Origin of the sequence: Tersicoccus sp. Bi-70 (genome assembly GCF_001968825.1) — a bacterium.
Classification (GTDB): Bacteria; Actinomycetota; Actinomycetes; order Actinomycetales; family Micrococcaceae; genus Tersicoccus.
In genome coordinates, this window is record NZ_MIEU01000010.1 from 385,372 (window position 1) to 402,382 (window position 17,011).

The following is a 17,011-nucleotide window of genomic DNA, read 5'->3' on the forward strand; positions in this document are numbered from 1 at the left end:
CCAGTGGCTGAAGGCAACGGCGCGAAGCTGGACTACGGCACCGGCTCGATGGAGCTGCCCCGCGTCGGAGTGACCGAGGGAAACCCCGGCCTCGACGTGTCGAAGCTGCTCCGGACGACCGGGGACGTCACCTACGACATCGGCTTCATGAACACGGCCGGCACGAAGTCGGCCATCACGTTCATCGACGGTGACGAGGGCATTCTGCGCTACCGCGGTTACCCGATCGAGCAGCTGGCCCAGCACTCCTCGTTCCTCGAGGTCACGTACCTGCTGATCTACGGCGAACTGCCCACCTCGGACGAGCTGGACGCCTTCGACAACCGGCTACGCCGGCACACGCTGCTGCACGAGGACCTCAAGGGCTTCTTCGCCGGCTTCCCGCGCGACGCGCACCCCATGCCGGTGCTCTCCTCCGCCGTCTCGGCGCTGTCGACCTTCTACCAGGACTCGCTCAACCCGTTCGACAAGGAGCAGGTCGAGCTCTCCACCGTCCGGCTGCTCGCGAAGATGCCGGTCATCGCCGCGTACGCGCACAAGAAGAGCATCGGCCAGCCCATGCTCTACCCGGACAACTCGCTCAACGGGGTCGAGAACTTCCTGCGGATGAGCTTCGGCCTGCCGACCGAGCACTACGAGATGGACCCGCTCGTCGTCAAGGCCCTCGACACGCTGCTGATCCTGCACGCCGACCACGAGCAGAACTGCTCGACGTCGACCGTCCGCCTGGTCGGCTCCTCCAACGCCAACCTCTTCGCGTCCGTCTCCGCGGGCATCAACGCGCTCTTCGGCCCGCTGCACGGCGGCGCCAACGAGGCCGTGCTGAACATGCTCCGCAGGATCAAGGCCGAGGGCATCAAGCCCGAGGACTTCATGGAGAAGGTGAAGAACAAGGAGGACGGGGTCAAGCTGATGGGCTTCGGCCACCGCGTCTACAAGAACTACGATCCCCGCGCGAAGATCGTCAAGGGCATCGCCGACGAGCTGCTCGAGAAGCTCGGCATCGACGACGAGCTGCTGGACATCGCCAAGCGGCTCGAGGAGAAGGCGCTGGCCGACGACTACTTCGTCGAGCGCAAGCTCTACCCGAACGTCGACTTCTACACCGGCGTCATCTACAAGGCCATGGGCTTCCCGGAGAAGATGTTCACCGTCCTCTTCGCCCTCGGCCGGCTGCCCGGCTGGATCGCCCAGTGGCGCGAGATGATCGAGGACCCGGCCACCAAGATCGGCCGCCCGCGCCAGCTCTACACGGGTGCCCCGGAGCGCAACTACCCGCTCGACTGAGGTTCCGCGCTTTCGTCCGCCAGCTCGTCGCCAGATGCTCCATCTGCTCCCCTCGGAGGGGCCGGATCGGACATCTCCTGACGAGCTGGCGTCGTTTCCGGGGTGCTGGGCGACGACCGACCGGTAGGCTCCGGTCATGATGCGGGGGAATCAGGGCCGTCGAGCTGTACCGTCATCCGTCGCCGCGAGCGTCCTGCTCGTCGGGGCCCTGACGCTGACCGGCTGCACGTCCGCGTCGGACAACGCGCCGCCGACGAGGACGCAGCGGACCGCTGACGCCGTCGCGACGGCGGGCACAGGGCGGTCGACGGACGCCGCCGCGGGCGGCACGAACGACGGTGACGACTTCGGGTATCCCCTGATCGCACCGACGCCAGCGGGGGAGAAGATCCTGGTCAGCGCCAGCATGCGTACCGGCGTCGCCCAGTTGACGATGACGCCGCCCACCGAGGGCGCGCTGGTGACCGTCCAGATCGCCTGCCGCGGGGAGGGCGCCATCACGGTCAGTACGTGGAACATCTCCTACCGGAAGGTCACGTGCCGGCCCACCGGTGACGACTTCGAGAACGAAACGCTGCGGATGGCCCCGTATGCGACCGGTGGCGCAGCGCCGACGCTCGACGCCCGATCGTTCGGGGTCGGTGTGACCGCCGACAAGCGTCAGCAGTGGGCCATCACCATCTCCGAACGCCCGGCGTCGGCTCCCGCGTCACCCAGCCAGCGAACCGCCTCACCCACCACCACGGCGCCGGCTCGCCGATAGATGTTCGATCGGCGCCGTTTCGGGCCCGGATCGTGCATCTCTTGACGAGCTGGCGAAGAGATGCGGGCCTCAGGCCTCCGCGTAGCCGTTGGGGTTGTTCGACTGCCAGCGCCAGTGGTCGGCGCACATGGTGTCCAGGTTCCGGGTGGCCGACCAGCCCAGGTCGGCCAGGGCCGAGGACGGGTCCGCGTAGCTGACGGCGGCGTCGCCGGGCCGGCGCGGGGCGATCTCGTACGGGACCGGCTTGCCCGCCGCGCGGCCGAACGCCTCGATCACCTCGAGCACCGACGAGCCCGTGCCGGTGCCCAGGTTCCAGCGGTGCACGCCGCCGTGGTCGGTCAGGTAGCCCAGCGCCGCGAGATGCCCGGCGGCCAGGTCGACGACGTGGATGTAGTCCCGCACCCCGGTGCCGTCGGGCGTCGGGTAGTCGTCGCCGAACACGCGCACCTTCTCGCGCCGGCCGACCGCGACCTGCGCGACGAACGGCAGCAGGTTGTTCGGCACGCCGGTCGGGTCCTCGCCGATCCGGCCGGACTCGTGCGCGCCGACCGGGTTGAAGTACCGCAGCAGGGCGATCCGCCAGCGGGTGTCCGCGGCGCCCAGGTCGCTGAGGATGTCCTCGATCTGCTCCTTGGTGCGGCCGTAGGGGTTGATGGCGTCCAGCGGCAGCTTCTCCGTCAGCGGCACCTCCTCGGTCGCCCCGTAGACCGTCGCTGAGGAGGAGAAGACGATGGTCCGCACGTCGTGGGCGTCCATCGCGGTGAGCAGGTTGACGGTGCCCACCGTGTTGTTCGTGTAGTACCGCAGCGGCTCCGCGACCGACTCGCCCACGGCCTTCAGCCCGGCGAAGTGGATGACGGCCTCGATGCCGGCGCCCGCGAAGGCGGCGTCCAGCTCGTCCGGGTTGCGCAGATCCGCACGCCGCAGTTCGACGTCCCGGCCGGCCAGCGCGCCCACCCTCCGCAGGGACTCCGCACTGGAGTTCGCGAGGTTGTCCAGGACGACGACGTCGTGCCCGGCCTCCAGCAGGGCAAGGGTGGTGTGCGAGCCGATGTAGCCGGCTCCGCCGGTGACGAGGATCTTCATCCGTTCAGCCTAGGGCAGCACCCCAGCGGAACCCGGGACCGGGCTGTCCGCGGCCTGTGCGGATGCTCACGGCGGGCCGATGATCGGTATTCTGAGGTCGGCCGTCGCCCGTGACGGACCCGTGAACGCAGCCGGACAGGAACGAGGTGACCGTGACGACGCCGAGGACGGGATGGACCATCTCCGTGGACACGGCTCCCATGATGATCCTCGCGCTCTACGTCCGGGACGCCGCCGACCTCGGCCCGTGCGGCCATCCGCAGCTCGCGCCGCTGCTGCCCGGCGTCCGGTACGCCGACCCCCACCAGCTCACCGCCCACGCGGGCGGCGTCGACGCCCTGCGGGAGGAGTGGGAGCTGTGGTGGCACGGCCTGTGCCTCGGCGGTGAGCACGCCGTCGAGCAGCTGACCCCGCCCTCGTTCGGCGAGTTCGCCGGCAGTCCGGCGCTGCGCCGCTACCTGCAGGCCCACTTCGGGTCTGCCCTGCTGTGGTCCCGGGAGCGGGTCGCCGAGTACCGGCAGGTCGCGGACACCCGGGACGCGCTGCACCAGCACAGCATCCTGCGGCGGCTCGTGGAGGAGCGGGAGCTCGACGTCGACCGTTCCGCCCGTCCCTTCCGGCTGCAGATCGTCGAGCTGCCCCTGGCCGAGAAGCGCGCCTGGTTCGTGGAGCCGGACCGGCTGCTGATCGGCCACACGCTGCTGACCGACGAGGCCGCGACCCGCGAGTTCCTCGAACCGGTCCTCGAACTGCTGGTCTGACGCTCCGCGGGCGCTACGACTGGGCGACGGTGATGCGAACCCGGTTGTTCGCCGCGTTCGAGGCGGGCTGCCAGGTGCCGCGGCCCCGCTCCCACCGCTGGCCGTCGAACTCGACCGCCGTCACCTGGTGGGCCGAGGCCGTCGCCACCGCCCACTGCGCCACTGCCCAGCCGTCGGTGCCGGTGCCGGAGATGACGGCGGTCGTCGCCTCGGCGCTGACCTTGCGCTGCCCGAACACGGTGTTCGCGTCCTCGATCACCGCGGCGGGCGTCGCGTTGCTGCTCGGGGGCCGCAGGGTGCAGGTGAACGCGGCGGGGGACTGGCCGGTGAGGGCGCTCGCGAAGCTGCGGGCCACCGGCTCGTGCTGCGCGTACGCCTCCGGGTAGGCCGAGAGCTGGACCCGCTGCGCCGCCTCGGTGATGGGCAGCGACTGGTAGTCGGGGATCGCGACGAGGTGGTTGTAGAAGGCGTTGGTCGCGTACGCGGGGTCCAGGATCTGCTCGGCGGTGCCCCAGCCCTGCGACGGCCGCTGCTGGAACAGGCCGATCGAGTCCATGTCCCCGTGCTCGATGTTCTGCAGCTTCGACTCCTGCAGCGCGGTCGCGATGGCGATGGACGCGGCACGCGGCGGGAGATCACGACGGACCGCGATGGCCGAGATCAGCGCGGCGTTGGCGGCCTGGTCCGGCTGCAGCCGGTACGTCGAGGATCCGTTGACCACCGTGCACTCCTCGGTGATCAGGGGCGTGTTGCGGGAGAGCGCGCCGCTCACGGCGACGACCGCCACCACGACGAGGATGACGGCGAGGAGCACGACGACGGCGCCCCGCCAGGCGGCGCGCTGCCGCTTGCGTCGCCCGCGAGCGGTGGAGCCGCGCCCGGTGCCGGAGGCCATGCCCCCTCAGTTGGCGTGCAGGTCGGCGTTCAGCGTCACGGCCGCGCCACCGGTGCGCGGCAGCGCCTGCACCTCGCCGGTGGCCGAGTGACGGCGGAACAGCAGGCCCGGCACCCCGGAGAGCTCGACGGCCTTGACGACGCGACCGTCGTCCTTCGCGGCGAGCCGCACGAGCGTGCCGGCCGTGACGTACAGGCCGGCTTCGACCACGCAGTCGTCCCCGATGCTGATGCCCACGCCCGAGTTCGCGCCGAGCAGCACCCGGTCGCCGATCCGCACGCGCTCCTTGCCGCCGCCGGAGAGGGTGCCCATGATCGAGGCGCCGCCACCGACGTCCGAGTCGCGACCGACGACGACACCCGCGGAGATCCGGCCCTCGACCATCGCATGGCCGAGGGTCCCGGCGTTGTAGTTCACGAAGCCCTCGTGCATCACCGTGGTGCCGTCGGCTAGGTGGGCCCCGAGCCGCACGCGGTCCGCGTCGGCGATCCGCACCCCGTGCGGCAGGACGTAGTCGACCATGCGGGGGAACTTGTCCACGCCGTGCACGGTCACCGGGCCGCGCCGCAGCAGCCGGGCACGGGTCAGTTCGAAGTTGTTGACGCTGCAGGGGCCGTGGTTGGTCCACACGACGTTGGGCAGCCTGCCGAAGATGCCGTCGAGGTTCGGCTGGTTGGGGGCCACGAGGCGGTGGGAGAGCAGGTGCAGCCGCAGGTACGCGTCGGCGGTGTCGGCCGGCGGCTGGGTGAGGTCGATGTCGGTGTGGACGACGACGCGGGTGATGCCGCGGTCGGCGTCGTCGCCGTCCGCCGCCAGCGCGGCCAGCCCCGCGGTCTCGGCCCTCGGGTCCTGATCGGTGCGCTCCCCGAGCGCCGGCGCCGGGTACCAGACGTCGAGGACCACGCCGTCGGCGGTGACCGTGGCCAGACCGTCGCCGTGCGCGAAGCGCTCGGTGAGAGGGTTGTCGATGGATTCGCCGGGCACGGCGGACTCAGGGACGGAGGTGGGGGAGGTCATGGGCTCCAGTGTATCGGCCGGGCACGTCACCGGGCCGGGGATGACGGCGTGTGCGCTTGAATGGGCGAATGAACAACCGCGTTCTCGACCCCGGCCTCGACGTCGCCGAGCTGACCGCCCGCCTCATCGACATCGAGAGCGTCTCCGGTCACGAGACCCCGATCGCCGACGCCGTCGAGGCGCTGCTCCGGCCGCTGGACCACCTGGAGGTCGTGCGGGACGGGGACGCCGTGATGGCGCGGACCAGCACCGGGGCCGCCGAGCGAGTCGTCCTGGCCGGGCACCTGGACACCGTGCCGCTGCCGGCGACACCCGGCGCGACCGGGACCGTCCCCTCGACCCTGCGGGACGGCATGCTGCACGGGCGCGGCGCCACCGACATGAAGGGCGGGGTCGCCGTCCAGCTCGCGCTCGCCGCGGCCGTCACCGCCCCCGTGCGCGACGTGACCTGGGTGTTCTACGACCATGAGGAGGTCGAGGCGTCGCTGAGCGGGCTCGGACGGCTCGTCGAGCACCACCGCGACTGGTTCGACGCCGACTTCGGGATCCTGCTCGAGCCCACCAACGGCACCGTCGAGGGCGGCTGCAACGGCACGGCGCGATTCGAGGTGCGGCTGCAGGGCACGGCCGCGCACTCGGCGCGCGCCTGGATGGGCCACAACGCCATCCACGACGCTGCCGAGGTGCTCACCCGGTTGCGCGACCACGAGCCGGCCACCGTGACCGTCGACGGCCTCGACTTCCGGGAGAGCCTGAACGCGGTGCGGATCGCGGGCGGCCGGGCCGGCAACGTCATTCCGGACGAGACGGTGATCGAGATCAACTACCGGTTCGCGCCCAGCAGGTCTCTCGACCAGGCGGAGGCCCTGGTGCGCGACCTGCTGTCGGGGTTCGACGTCGTGCGCACCGACGGCGCGGCCGGCGCCCGGCCGGGGCTGGACCACCCGGCGGCGGCCAGCTTCGTCGCCATGGTCGGGGCCGAGCCGCTGCCCAAGTACGGGTGGACGGACGTGGCGCGGCTGAGCGCGCTGGGCATCCCGGCGATCAACTTCGGGCCCGGCGACGCGCTGCTCGCCCACACCGACGACGAGCGCGTCGACCCGCAGGCGATCCGCACCTGCCACGCCGTCCTGCACCGCTGGCTCACGCAGCGCTGAGAACCGCCGGGCCGGGACCGGGCGTCAGTCCTGCACGGCCTTCGCCATCGTCACGCACCAGGTGATGCTGCGCTGCTCGGCGTCGGTCAGCGCCCGGGACGCGCGGCGGGCATCGGCGACGGCCCAGCCGGCGTTGAGCACCACGCGGACCAGGAACCAGTCCCGGACCCGGTCGTGATCCAGGCCGGTGGCGTCGGTGACGAGGTCGAGCCGCTCCCGGATCGCGGCACGTGGGCCACGGCGGTGCTGCTGCAGCTCCTGCCACCGGTTCCACACCAGGGGCACCGGTTCCAGGTGCGGATCGCCGACCATCGGCTTCGGATCGATCGCCCGCCAGCGCAGCGGGCTGGACCCGTCGGCCGTGTCGTCGAGCGCGAGCACGTTCTCCCAGTGCAGGTCCCCGTGCAGCAGCACCGGCCGGTCGGGCGGGTCCGCCACCAGATCCCGGCCGAGCGAGAGCGCCTGCGACCGCAGGCTGCGGGGGAGCGGGATGTCGGGGCCGAGGGCCTCGAGGTCGTCCAGCCAGGTGACCGCGACGTCCTCGAGCGTGGGGAACGGGGGGCCGGCCGGCCGGTGCAGGCGTCCGTAGAGGTCGGCCAGTACGGAACCGGCGTCCTCGACCGGGACGGCGGTCAGATCACGCAGCCGCAGTCGTTCCAGCACCAGCGCACGCCGGCGCGGGTCCGCCCGGAGCAGTCGCACCGCCCCGTCACCGTTCCAGCGGGTCAGCGCCTGCGGCTCGTGCAGGGACTCGTCGTCGCCGTCGAAGCTGACCTTCAGGACGGCCTCCCGGCCCTCGGCGGTGAGCACCGGAAGGACGAGCGAGCACCAGCCGTGCAGCGCGTCCCCGTCGGGGCTCAGCTCCCACTCGTCCAGCAGGGTGGCCGCCAGGCGCGGCAGCCGGTCCAGCCACGAACCCCACAGCGGACCGAGCAGGCGGCGTTCGGCCAGGCCGGCCGGGACGACGACGGCGGAGCCGTGTGCCGGGGAGTGCTGCGTCATGCTCGCCATTCTCCTAGGCTGGCGCCAGTCCTCCGGCGCACGCGGCGCCGGAGCGCCGGCGGAAGGAGCAGCGGTGGCCGATCGGCTCGACCTGGACGAGCTCGCCGCGCTCACGCTGGCCCGTCAGTTCCCCGCCGAGCCGCTCGACCCGGTCGGCCTGCTCGAGGCCGTGGGGCCGGTGCAGAGCCAGACCGCCCGGTCGGCGTTCCTCGGCCTGGCCGCCCGCTCCCCGCTCGTCACCCACGCCACCCTGACGGTCGCCCATGAGGCGGCCGACGTCGTGCGGGGCAGCACGCTGCGCGGCACGGTCCACACTTCCACGGCCCACCAGCACCGGGTGCTGGACGCGGTCACGCGGGTGGGGCAGCGCGCGCTGTGGGCGCGGACCCTGCTGCACGAGGACGGGACGCGGCTGGCGGACGGGCGCCTGGAGGATCTCTGGGCGGCGACGGAGGCGTTCGCGGCGGACACCTGGCGCACGCCCGACGAGCTGCACGAGCATCTGACGGCGTGGCTGGTCGAGCACGATGCCGACGCGGGGCGGGTGGCGAGCCCGATGGGCCGCTACCTCTCGTTCGGGCACGGCGGGCTGGTCCGGCGCCCGCGCAGCGGTGGCTGGGACCGGCAGGGCGCCGCCGAGTACCGGGCGGCGGCGGCCGAGACCGGGTTGGTGCTGCCGGACGCCGATGCCGCGCTCACCGCCGTGGTGGCGATGCACCTGCGGGCGCACGGCCCGGCGACGCGGGAGGACCTCGCGTGGTGGTCCGGGGTGAGTCTGCGGACGGTCGACGACGCCGTCCGTCGGCTCGGGGAGGAGCTCGGTGACGGCCTCACGGTGCGTCCGGGTCCCGGCGGCCGCGACCACCTCGACGTCCGGGACGCGCCGGCGCCGGGATCGACGGGGTCGGCGAGGTCGACGCCCGGCGTCGTCCTGCTCCCGGAGTTCGACGCCCTGTTCTGCGCCTACGCGCCGCGCGGCCGGGACCGGTTCGTCACGGCCGAGCACCACGCGGTGCTGTGGAGCGCCGCGAACGGTCAGGTGCGCCCGCCCCTGCTCGTGGACGGCCGGGTCACCGGGTGGTGGCGGCTGAACGGCGCGGGCGGTCGCCGGACGCTGGAGGTCGCCTCGTTCGCCGGCACCCGTCAGCCACGCCGCGGAGACCTGGCCGAGGCCGTGTCCCGCGTGGAGGCCGCCCTGGCCGTCACCGTCACCGAGGTGACGCGGACGCGGGTCTGAGCGGGCACCGCTCGTGCTATTGATTGAGTCACGGGATGACTTCATGGCAGGAAGGTGACCCCGCATGGCGCCCGCGAACGAACTCGCGATCGGAACCATCGTGCTCAAGGCCGTCACCGGCTCAGCGGGTGCGGCCATACAGTCCCACCTTCGTCAACCTTGGGCGCGATGGTGGACGAGTTTGGTTGTCACCAAGCGCTCACGCAAACGGGGATGGCCCCTTACCACTCGTGGAGTCTATCGGTGGATTAGCGGCACAGAATTCGCCGAAATGATCCGAACGGGCGCTCCTCGCGATGCAATCATGGCCAAGAAGCGACTGGCTTTCCTGCTTCCGAGCGAATTGCGAGACGACGGTGTCCTCGATGCGATCATGAACGACGTTGTCCACCAACTGATAATCGGAGCAAGTCCTTCACGAGCAACCGCGATGGCAACAAGCGTCACAAACGAGAAACTTACAACGCTCAAGCAATCAATCGAAACCGGAAATGCCGAGATCGTGGCGGCCATCGGCGCTCCTAGCGAGCTGGAAAATGATCTGATGCGCGTCAACCCGCTTCGACGGCAACTTATTGAAGCGGCCGTATCCGGTTGGACACCGTTCGCTGGCTTACTTCGAGATCTTGTCAGTAGTGATGACCGAACCGGCTTGATTCGCCAATGGTCTATCCACACACCAACTGGCCTGAATGCTACCGGATCGGCACCGTGGTTGGCTCTAGCGCTATTGAGCCTCGACTATTCAGAAACCGATTCTTTTCATTACTATTTCAAACAGGCGTTAGATCGGGGCGCTGCGCCCAGGGACTATTGGTTGGCGCGGGCGTCACTGGCAATGACCGGATCTGCTCGTCTAGAGTACCTAAGGATGGGCGGCAATAATCACCCGCTGGGCCTCGCCCTCGAAGCGGCACTAGGTGGCGACTACACTGCGGCCGAACTCCATTTCGAATCTTGGAGGCCCGTAGCTAACGACGACGTCGCATTGGGAGTTGCTGTACTTGCGTATATTAAGGTAGGGGGCGGCGATTTGAATGCGGCCATCGGTATTCTTCAAGCATACCGAGGCAGTTCCGCTGACATCCCACTGTACGCCTCAAAGCTGCTACTTTCCCGCGCGCAGTATGGCTCTAGCGCGCTTCCAGTAGTTGACGCACTTCAGGCCATGACCATCGCGTTAAAGGCGCGTGATATGTACCGGGTTTGGAACGGTCGCAGCGCGGAGGCGGCCGTGGTGGCCATGCAGGCAGCTCTTTTCGCGAGTAATCACGATCGCGCGTGGAGTATTGTTAGGGGAGCACCGGTAGGTGAAGCGACCCCGAATGAAGTAGCGGATAGAGGCCTTCGGGTTGAGGCGCTGATAGAGGCTGCGAGGCGCGGTGACCTACCGGCCGCCCAAGAGATCATCGACGGACATCCTGACGGATTTGAGCTAGCGATACTACAGTCGGTGCGTGCGGCAGTAGACGGCCATAAGAAGAACCAGCAGAAAAATCTGAACGAAGCTTTCAAGCTGGCGCCTAGTGAAGCTCAAAGGATAAGTGTCGGGTATCTTCTGGTGCTGTCGGGCGCGGAGTTACCGACGTTTCCGACCGTCTCGCCAGAGTTTGCAATTGCCGTCCGTGACCTTCAAATGCTTAGCGAAGCAAATGTAGATACTGCGGGTGACCTCACACTCCTTCGGGCCAAGGCGAGCGAATCAAGATCGCTTACTTTCATGCTGGCTGAGCGATTGGAGACCCTTGGAGAGTTGCACCAGGCCGCCGACGCGCTCATCGCGGGTGCGAATCGTTGGAGCGATCCACTGCTGATGAGTATCGCGGCACGACTCTTGCTACGAGCGGATGATTCCGCCGCCGCTGTGCGCGCGGCCGAGGGAGCCTTGAATCTGAGTGGGTCTGGATGGACCGGTGAGTTCGACACGCGTGCAGTCTTATTGGATGCGTATGAAGCGGAGGAAAGATTTGACGAATCTTCACGTCAGGCGCGGACTCTAGTCTCTCTAGCGCCCGAGAATCGAGATGCTCGATGGGCTCTAATTATCAGTGAGATGCGAGCCGGCGACGAATCTGGAGCGTGGTCAACGTTAACGCATACGGGCTTACCTATCGACCCTAGGACGGCGAGCGATGCTGGCGCTTGGATTGTACTAATGACGAAGTTCGATCGCTCTCCTAATTTGATCAAGCGCGCGCTTGGAGTCCTTAAGCGTTGGCCGAACGACGAGCATCTTGCCGCGGCGTTCTTCACTTCACTACTGATTGGCGGCGACGGAGCTTCGTCAGAACCGACTGAAGATGAACTCGATGAATTGTACAAATCGCTTGAAGAATTTAATCAACAATTTCCAAACAGTAGATTGCTACGGTCAATTTCTGCGGACATCGAGTCACCATTAGATGCACTTGCGGATGAAATTCGGTCCTCGACCGCCCGAGCTCAGCGTATTCGCAAAGCGATTTCGAAGGGAAGAGTTCCGGTTGGTGCCGCGGCGGGTCCAGTTGGCAAGCCGTATGCACAATTGTTAGTTCAAAGGGCAGGCGGGTTGGTCCGGGCGCACCCGAGTCACATTGATCCTACGTGGACGATACCCGACTACGCAGGTCAGGAGGTCGTGCTCGATCCTTCAGCGGCCGCTACGCTAGCTCTGCTAGGCGTTGACTTGGTTGTTTCACTCCGCGGACAGTTCTCGTCAGTAACCACCACGGACGCGGCGTATAGGGATGCGAAGAATGGCCAGAGTGCCTCTAGTGTCGCATCAGGGCTCAGCGTTTCTTGGGATGTTGTACAAAATCGTCCAGTTGTCGAGGCGCTTCCGCAGTCTCAGTTCGATTCCGTGAAAGCTCACGCTACCAAATTGGTTGAGAGTTTAGAGAGCTGTAGGCGATTAACCTGGACGGGCCCCAAGTCACTTCCCGAGGACTTGGGCAGTGACCCTTGGCTATCTACGCTTGACGTCGCGCTTTCATCGAACTTTTTGTTCTGGTGTGACGACATCGCCTATCGTTCGCTTGCAGAGTCTCTCGGATGCGTGGTTATCGGAACGATTGACTTATTGCGCGACCTGGAGCGACGTTCGATTGTCTCTCAAGAAATCCGAGAGGCTGCGGAAGCGATCCTCATCAAACACTATTACGTTGATTTAGGATCTGACGCTAGGTCGATCATCCTGGCTTGTAGCGAAGACGGCTTCGCCCCACGAGGAGGTGCGGCGTCACTCGCGCAAGTATCCACATGGCAGAACCCATACGAAGCGCTATCGTTGTTGTTCGAGATCCTCGACCAACTGCCGAGCGATCGACCCGATTGGTTGCGGGATTGGATCGGCGCCGCAGCGACTGGACTGGTTAGTGCTTCCGGAAGTGCGAAGGCGGCGTCAGAAAATCTCCGAATTCTGATCTTTCAATTGGCGCCCCGAAGTTGGTTCACCAGCGATACTGCGCCGTGGGTGATCTTTGGAATCCGTCAGGCGCTGTCTGATCGGCCTGATCTAGATGACCCTGTCGGTCCAGCAATTGCGTCGATGCTTGACGCCCTTGCCGAGGTTCATGGCATCCAACTTGCCTCGCAGCTCTTGGTCGATCTGTTTGCTCAATCGGACCCGCAAGTCAAGGAGCTGGTACGCAATTCCATCCTTCTGAGCCAGAGGCGGGCTTAGGTTTGACCTGATCGTCGCGGCCGTTCCGCCGGTCAGGCGGCCGGGCCGGCGCTGCGGGCCTCGCGGACCGCGGAGAGCGCGTCGCGCAGCTGCTCGATCCACTCGGCCTCGTGCTGGCCGACCAGGCGCACCGCCCAGGCGAGCGCGTCCGAGCGGGAACGCGCCACCCCGGCCTCGACGAGCGTGTCGAGCACCCGGCGCTCGGGCTGCCGCAGGCGCGTCATGACGGGGATCGAGAGGTTGGTGAACACCGTCCTCGTCTCGCCGCAGACGGCGCCCCAGGCGACCTTGCGCCCGAACCGCCGCTCGGCGTCGTCGGCGATCCGCATCCGCTGCGTGCGGGTGTCCTCCCGGAACCGTTCGATGCGCCCGGCCTCCGCCGACCGCTTCACCGGCTCGTCCCCGGATGCGGGCGGCGCGGACAGCGGGACGACGACCACGATCTCCTCGCGGTCCGCCGTGACCTCCGGCTCCCCCTCGTGCCACTCCTCGGGCAGGCGCCCGAGGACCCATCCCTGAATCTCGTCCATGCGACGATTACACGCTTACATGATTACAGAGTCAAGAGTGCCGGCGCTGGACGCACCAGGGGCCCGGTCGCATCGCGCGACCGGGCCCCGGTGTCGGACCACGACGGTGTCAGACCACGCCGGTGTCAGACCACGACGGTGTCAGACCACGCCGTCATACCGCGGCGCCGTCACCCGCAGGGGTGCGGACCGGGGCACGCGCGCCGGACGTCCGCCCGGAGCTGTTCAGCCGCGACTCGAGCAGCTTGGCCACCCCGGAGAGGATCAGGCACATGCCGATGTACAGCACGGCGGCGACGATGGCGGCGGGGATGATCGGCGAGCCGAGCTGGCCCTGGCTGCCCAGGTACTTCGCGTAGTACAGGATCTCGTTGTAGGTCACGATGAAGCCGAGCGCGGTGTCCTTCATGACCACCACGAGCTGCGAGACGATCACCGGCAGCATCAGCCGCACCGCCTGCGGCAGCAGGATGATCGAGGTGACCTGGCTCTTGCGCAGCCCGATCGCGTACCCGGCCTCCACCTGGCCGCGGGGGATGGCCTGCATGCCGGCCCGGAACACCTCGGCGAGGACGGACCCGTTGTAGACGGTCAGGCCGGCCACCACCGCGAGGTACGGGGTGACACCCTGGACGCCGATGCTGGGCAGGCCGTAGTACACGACGCCCATCAGCAGCAGCACGGGCACGGCGCGGAACAGCTCGGTGATCCAGCCGACCGGACGGCTGATCCACCGGCGGTCCGAGAGCCGGCCGACGGCGAGGACGAGCCCGAGGACGATGCTCAGCACCGACGCCGCGGCGAAGGCCTGCAGCGTGTTCAGCGTCGCCGAGAGGAACGCGGACTGCACCTGCGGGTAGGCGAAGGTCCGCCACAGCCGCTCGGAGAACTGCCCGGAGTCGGCGAACCGGTAGACGATGAAGCCGATGACGGCGAGGGCGACCAGCAGGCCGACGACGCCGAGGATGATGTTGCGGCGGCGGGCGCGCGGCCCGGGCACGTCGTAGAGGACGGAGGTCATCGGGCCAGGCTCCACTTCTTCTCGAACCAGCGCTGGATCGCGGCGAGGATGAGCACGAGGACGACGAAGCCGGCGATGATCCACAGCATGGAGGCCATGGCGGGCTCGCCGCGCTCCGAGAGGCTGGCGCGGATGGCGCCGGCCTCGGCGACGGAGAAGCCGGCGGCCACCGTCGTGTTCTTCAGCAGGGCGATGAACACGTTCATCATGGGCGGCACGACGGCGCGCACGGCCTGCGGCATGATCACCTGCGTCATCGTCATCCCGAACGGCATGCCGATGGCGCGGGCCGCCTCGGCCTGGCCGACCGGGACGGTGTTGATGCCCGCGCGGATGGCCTCCGCCATGTAGGTCGCGGTGTAGAGCGAGAGGCCGATGACGGCGAGCACGAGGTAGCTCTGCGCTCCGGGGAGGCCGAGCCGCGGGTAACCGAAGGCGAAGAAGAACAGCACCAGCGTGAGCGGGGTGTTCCGCACGGTGTTGACGTAGAGGGTGCCGAGGGCGCGCAGCGGGGTGACGGGGGAGACCCGGAACCCGGCGATGACCAGCCCGAGCAGCAGCGAGAAGATCGCCGCGAAGAAGAAGAGGATCAGGGTGTTCTTGAATCCCTCGACGAAGAGGTCGAGGTTGTCCAGCAGGGTGTTCACGAGGCGGTCGCCCTTTCAGCGGAACGACGGGAACGGCGTCGATCAACCGTCGGCCGAGCGCTCACCGGGAGCGAGACTCGGCGGGAGCGGCGTCGGCTCAGTAGTTCTCGACGGCGGGCTGCTCGACCTTGGTCCCGGACTTGCCGAGGGTCGCGTCGTAGATCTTCGTCCAGGTGCTCTTGCCGTCCGTGAACATCTTGTTGACGAACGTCCGCAGGGCCTTGTCGCCCTTGGGCAGGCCCACGCCGTACTTCTCGGTGGAGAACGGCTTACCCACGGTCTTGAGGTTGTCCGGGTCCTGGGCCGCGTAGCCCAGCAGGATCGCCTCGTCGGTGGTCACCGCGTCGGCCTGGCCGTTCTTCAGCGCGTCGACGCACTCCGAGTAGGTGCTGAACTCGGTGGTCTTGACCTGCTTGTACTTGTCCTTGATGTTCTGGATCGGCGTCGATCCGGTCACCGAGCAGGCGGTCTTGCCGTTCATGCCGTCGATGCCGGTGATGCTGCTGTCCTTCTTCACCAGCAGGCCCTGCCCGGTGACGAAGTACGGGCCCGCGAAGTCGACCTGCTTCTTGCGCTTGTCGGTGATCGAGTAGGTGCCGACGTACAGGTTGACGTCCCCGTTGGACAGGGCGCTCTCGCGCTGGGCCGACGGGATGGCCTTGAACTCGATCTTGTCGGGCGAGATGCCGAGGGTGGAGGCGGTCCAGCGCGCGATCTCGACGTCGAAGCCGGAGCGCTCACCGGTGATGGCGTCCTTGAAACCGAGCTGCGGCTGGTCCTCCTTGACGCCGATGACGACCTTGCCGGCGGACTTGATCTTGTCGTAGGTCGGGCTGCCCGTGAGCGCGACGTTCGAGGCGACCGGGTAGGAGACGGCGGGGGACGCGGAGTCCCCGCCGGAGGCGCCGGGGCCGGAGCCGCCGCCACCGCAGGCGCTCAGCGCCAGTGCCGACGCGGCCATCGTGGCCAGCAGGGTTGCCTTGATTCGCATGGTTTTCCTTTCCTCATGGCGGCCGGTGCGGCTGCCTGCCGGGCGTGGCCCCATGGGTGCCCGGGATGGTGAACGGTGATGACGAGGGTGCTGCGGCGAGGTCCCGGGAAGCCCGGTCCTCGGGGTCTCTCAGTGGGAGAGGATCTTGGACAGGAAGTCCTGGGCGCGGGTGCTCGTGGGGTTGGTGAAGAAGGTCTCGGGATCGGTGTCCTCGACGATCTCGCCGTCGGACATGAACACCACGCGATCCCCGGCGGTGCGGGCGAAGCCCATCTCGTGGGTGACCACGATCATCGTCATGCCGGCCTTGGCGAGCTCGACCATGACGTCGAGCACCTCCTTGACCATCTCGGGGTCCAGGGCCGAGGTCGGCTCGTCGAAGAGCATGACCTTGGGCTGCATCGCCAGGGCCCGCGCGATCGCGACGCGCTGCTGCTGGCCACCGGAGAGCTGAGCGGGCAGCTTGTCCGCCTGGGCGCCGACGCCCACCCGCTCCAGCAGCCGGCGTGCCTCCGCCTCGGCCTCGGCCTTCTTCACGCCCTTGACCTTGATGGGACCGAGGGTGATGTTCTCGAGGATCGTCTTGTGGGCGAAGAGGTTGAACGACTGGAACACCATGCCGACGTCGGCGCGCAGCGCGGCGAGGTCCTTGCCCTCGGCCGGCAGTGGCTTGCCGTCGATCTTGATCGTCCCGGACTGGATGGTCTCGAGGCGGTTGATGGTGCGGCATAGGGTCGACTTGCCGGAACCGGAGGGGCCGATCAGGATGACCACCTGACCGGCGGGAATGTCCAGGTCGATGTGCTTGAGGGCCTGGAAGTCGCCGAAGTACTTGTCGACGCCGGCGACGGAGACGAGCGGCGTCGACGTGCGCGCGTCCGGGTCGGAGGTGTCGGGCCCGGGGTGAGATGCCATGGTAAAGAATGTAGCGGAACATGTGTGACCTGAGACGCAGC

15 protein-coding genes are annotated in these 17,011 nt (G+C 68.0%); 6 read left to right on the top strand and 9 right to left on the bottom strand.

Translation table 11 applies throughout. The features are described from left to right. The first annotated feature begins 3 nt into the window (after positions 1-3). A complete protein-coding gene (locus tag BGP79_RS05765; RefSeq protein WP_076693666.1) occupies positions 4-1,287 on the top strand; it encodes a citrate synthase in 1,284 nt (427 codons plus the stop codon). Between the two features lie 136 nt (positions 1,288-1,423). Beyond that, on the top strand, positions 1,424-2,050 hold the full coding sequence (locus BGP79_RS05770) for a hypothetical protein (RefSeq protein WP_076693667.1): 627 nt from the start codon (positions 1,424-1,426) through the stop codon (positions 2,048-2,050). A gap of 69 nt (positions 2,051-2,119) precedes the next feature. Here the strand turns inward: BGP79_RS05770 and galE are convergent, their stop codons facing one another. Then, positions 2,120-3,136 (bottom strand): UDP-glucose 4-epimerase GalE, encoded by a 1,017-nt coding sequence (galE, locus tag BGP79_RS05775; protein WP_076693668.1) that lies wholly within the window; start codon positions 3,134-3,136, stop codon positions 2,120-2,122. A 152-nt stretch (positions 3,137-3,288) separates the two neighbouring features. Here galE and BGP79_RS05780 point away from each other — a divergent pair, with 152 nt between their 5' ends. Continuing rightward, positions 3,289-3,897 carry a hypothetical protein gene (locus tag BGP79_RS05780; protein ID WP_143588315.1) on the top strand — a complete coding sequence of 203 codons (609 nt, stop codon included), beginning with the start codon at positions 3,289-3,291 and terminating at the stop codon, positions 3,895-3,897. Positions 3,898-3,910: 13 nt separating this feature from the next. Here the strand turns inward: BGP79_RS05780 and BGP79_RS05785 are convergent, their stop codons facing one another. Both BGP79_RS05785 and dapD read right to left on the bottom strand, forming a co-directional pair. After that, entirely contained in the window at positions 3,911-4,792 is an 882-nt protein-coding gene (locus BGP79_RS05785) for a hypothetical protein (RefSeq protein ID WP_233121175.1), read from the bottom strand. 6 nt (positions 4,793-4,798) lie between these two features. Beyond that, positions 4,799-5,809 (bottom strand): 2,3,4,5-tetrahydropyridine-2,6-dicarboxylate N-succinyltransferase, encoded by a 1,011-nt coding sequence (gene dapD / locus BGP79_RS05790; RefSeq protein ID WP_076693669.1) that lies wholly within the window; start codon positions 5,807-5,809, stop codon positions 4,799-4,801. Positions 5,810-5,877: 68 nt separating this feature from the next. Between dapD and dapE the strand changes: the two genes are divergently transcribed. Next, complete coding sequence (gene dapE / locus BGP79_RS05795) at positions 5,878-6,966, top strand: succinyl-diaminopimelate desuccinylase (RefSeq protein ID WP_076693670.1); 1,089 nt, start codon at positions 5,878-5,880, stop codon at positions 6,964-6,966. Between the two features lie 24 nt (positions 6,967-6,990). On the opposite strand, the gene BGP79_RS05800 is transcribed toward dapE, so the two are convergent. Further along, positions 6,991-7,968: an aminoglycoside phosphotransferase family protein gene (locus tag BGP79_RS05800; RefSeq protein ID WP_076693889.1), complete on the bottom strand. Its 978-nt coding sequence runs from the start codon at positions 7,966-7,968 to the stop codon at positions 6,991-6,993. Between the two features lie 73 nt (positions 7,969-8,041). On the opposite strand from BGP79_RS05800, the gene BGP79_RS05805 reads away from it, so the two are divergent. Further along, the gene (locus tag BGP79_RS05805; RefSeq protein ID WP_076693671.1) at positions 8,042-9,205 is read left to right on the top strand and encodes a DNA glycosylase AlkZ-like family protein; all 1,164 of its coding nucleotides are present in this window, start codon (positions 8,042-8,044) and stop codon (positions 9,203-9,205) included. Positions 9,206-9,269: 64 nt separating this feature from the next. Continuing rightward, complete coding sequence (locus BGP79_RS16370; protein ID WP_143588316.1) at positions 9,270-12,866, top strand: hypothetical protein; 3,597 nt, start codon at positions 9,270-9,272, stop codon at positions 12,864-12,866. A 32-nt stretch (positions 12,867-12,898) separates the two neighbouring features. Here BGP79_RS16370 and BGP79_RS05810 read toward each other — a convergent pair whose 3' ends face one another. From BGP79_RS05810 to BGP79_RS05830, 5 genes are all read right to left on the bottom strand, one after another. Continuing rightward, positions 12,899-13,396, bottom strand: a complete 498-nt coding sequence (locus BGP79_RS05810; protein ID WP_076693672.1) for a hypothetical protein — start codon at positions 13,394-13,396, stop codon at positions 12,899-12,901. 154 nt (positions 13,397-13,550) lie between these two features. Next, the gene (locus BGP79_RS05815; RefSeq protein ID WP_076693673.1) at positions 13,551-14,417 is read right to left on the bottom strand and encodes an amino acid ABC transporter permease; all 867 of its coding nucleotides are present in this window, start codon (positions 14,415-14,417) and stop codon (positions 13,551-13,553) included. Beyond that, positions 14,414-15,064 carry an amino acid ABC transporter permease gene (locus tag BGP79_RS05820; RefSeq protein WP_076693674.1) on the bottom strand — a complete coding sequence of 217 codons (651 nt, stop codon included), beginning with the start codon at positions 15,062-15,064 and terminating at the stop codon, positions 14,414-14,416. Before BGP79_RS05820 ends, BGP79_RS05815 begins: the two co-directional genes overlap by 4 nt. 97 nt (positions 15,065-15,161) lie before the next feature. Next, entirely contained in the window at positions 15,162-16,055 is an 894-nt protein-coding gene (locus tag BGP79_RS05825) for a glutamate ABC transporter substrate-binding protein (RefSeq protein ID WP_076693675.1), read from the bottom strand. A gap of 129 nt (positions 16,056-16,184) precedes the next feature. After that, complete coding sequence (locus BGP79_RS05830; protein ID WP_076693676.1) at positions 16,185-16,970, bottom strand: amino acid ABC transporter ATP-binding protein; 786 nt, start codon at positions 16,968-16,970, stop codon at positions 16,185-16,187. Between the last annotated feature and the right edge of the window lie 41 nt (positions 16,971-17,011).

What these genes read in the sequence shown, in the direction of transcription:
- BGP79_RS05770 (WP_076693667.1), top strand. Translation starts at nt 1,424, where the DNA reads ATGATGCGGGGGAATCAGGGCCGTCGAGCTGTACCGTCATCCGTCGCC.
- galE (WP_076693668.1), bottom strand. Translation starts at nt 3,136, where the DNA reads ATGAAGATCCTCGTCACCGGCGGAGCCGGCTACATCGGCTCGCACACC.
- BGP79_RS05785 (WP_233121175.1), bottom strand. Translation starts at nt 4,792, where the DNA reads ATGGCCTCCGGCACCGGGCGCGGCTCCACCGCTCGCGGGCGACGCAAG.
- dapD (WP_076693669.1), bottom strand. Translation starts at nt 5,809, where the DNA reads ATGACCTCCCCCACCTCCGTCCCTGAGTCCGCCGTGCCCGGCGAATCC.
- dapE (WP_076693670.1), top strand. Translation starts at nt 5,878, where the DNA reads ATGAACAACCGCGTTCTCGACCCCGGCCTCGACGTCGCCGAGCTGACC.
- BGP79_RS05800 (WP_076693889.1), bottom strand. Translation starts at nt 7,968, where the DNA reads ATGACGCAGCACTCCCCGGCACACGGCTCCGCCGTCGTCGTCCCGGCC.
- BGP79_RS16370 (WP_143588316.1), top strand. Translation starts at nt 9,270, where the DNA reads ATGGCGCCCGCGAACGAACTCGCGATCGGAACCATCGTGCTCAAGGCC.
- BGP79_RS05810 (WP_076693672.1), bottom strand. Translation starts at nt 13,396, where the DNA reads ATGGACGAGATTCAGGGATGGGTCCTCGGGCGCCTGCCCGAGGAGTGG.
- BGP79_RS05815 (WP_076693673.1), bottom strand. Translation starts at nt 14,417, where the DNA reads ATGACCTCCGTCCTCTACGACGTGCCCGGGCCGCGCGCCCGCCGCCGC.
- BGP79_RS05825 (WP_076693675.1), bottom strand. Translation starts at nt 16,055, where the DNA reads ATGCGAATCAAGGCAACCCTGCTGGCCACGATGGCCGCGTCGGCACTG.
- BGP79_RS05830 (WP_076693676.1), bottom strand. Translation starts at nt 16,970, where the DNA reads ATGGCATCTCACCCCGGGCCCGACACCTCCGACCCGGACGCGCGCACG.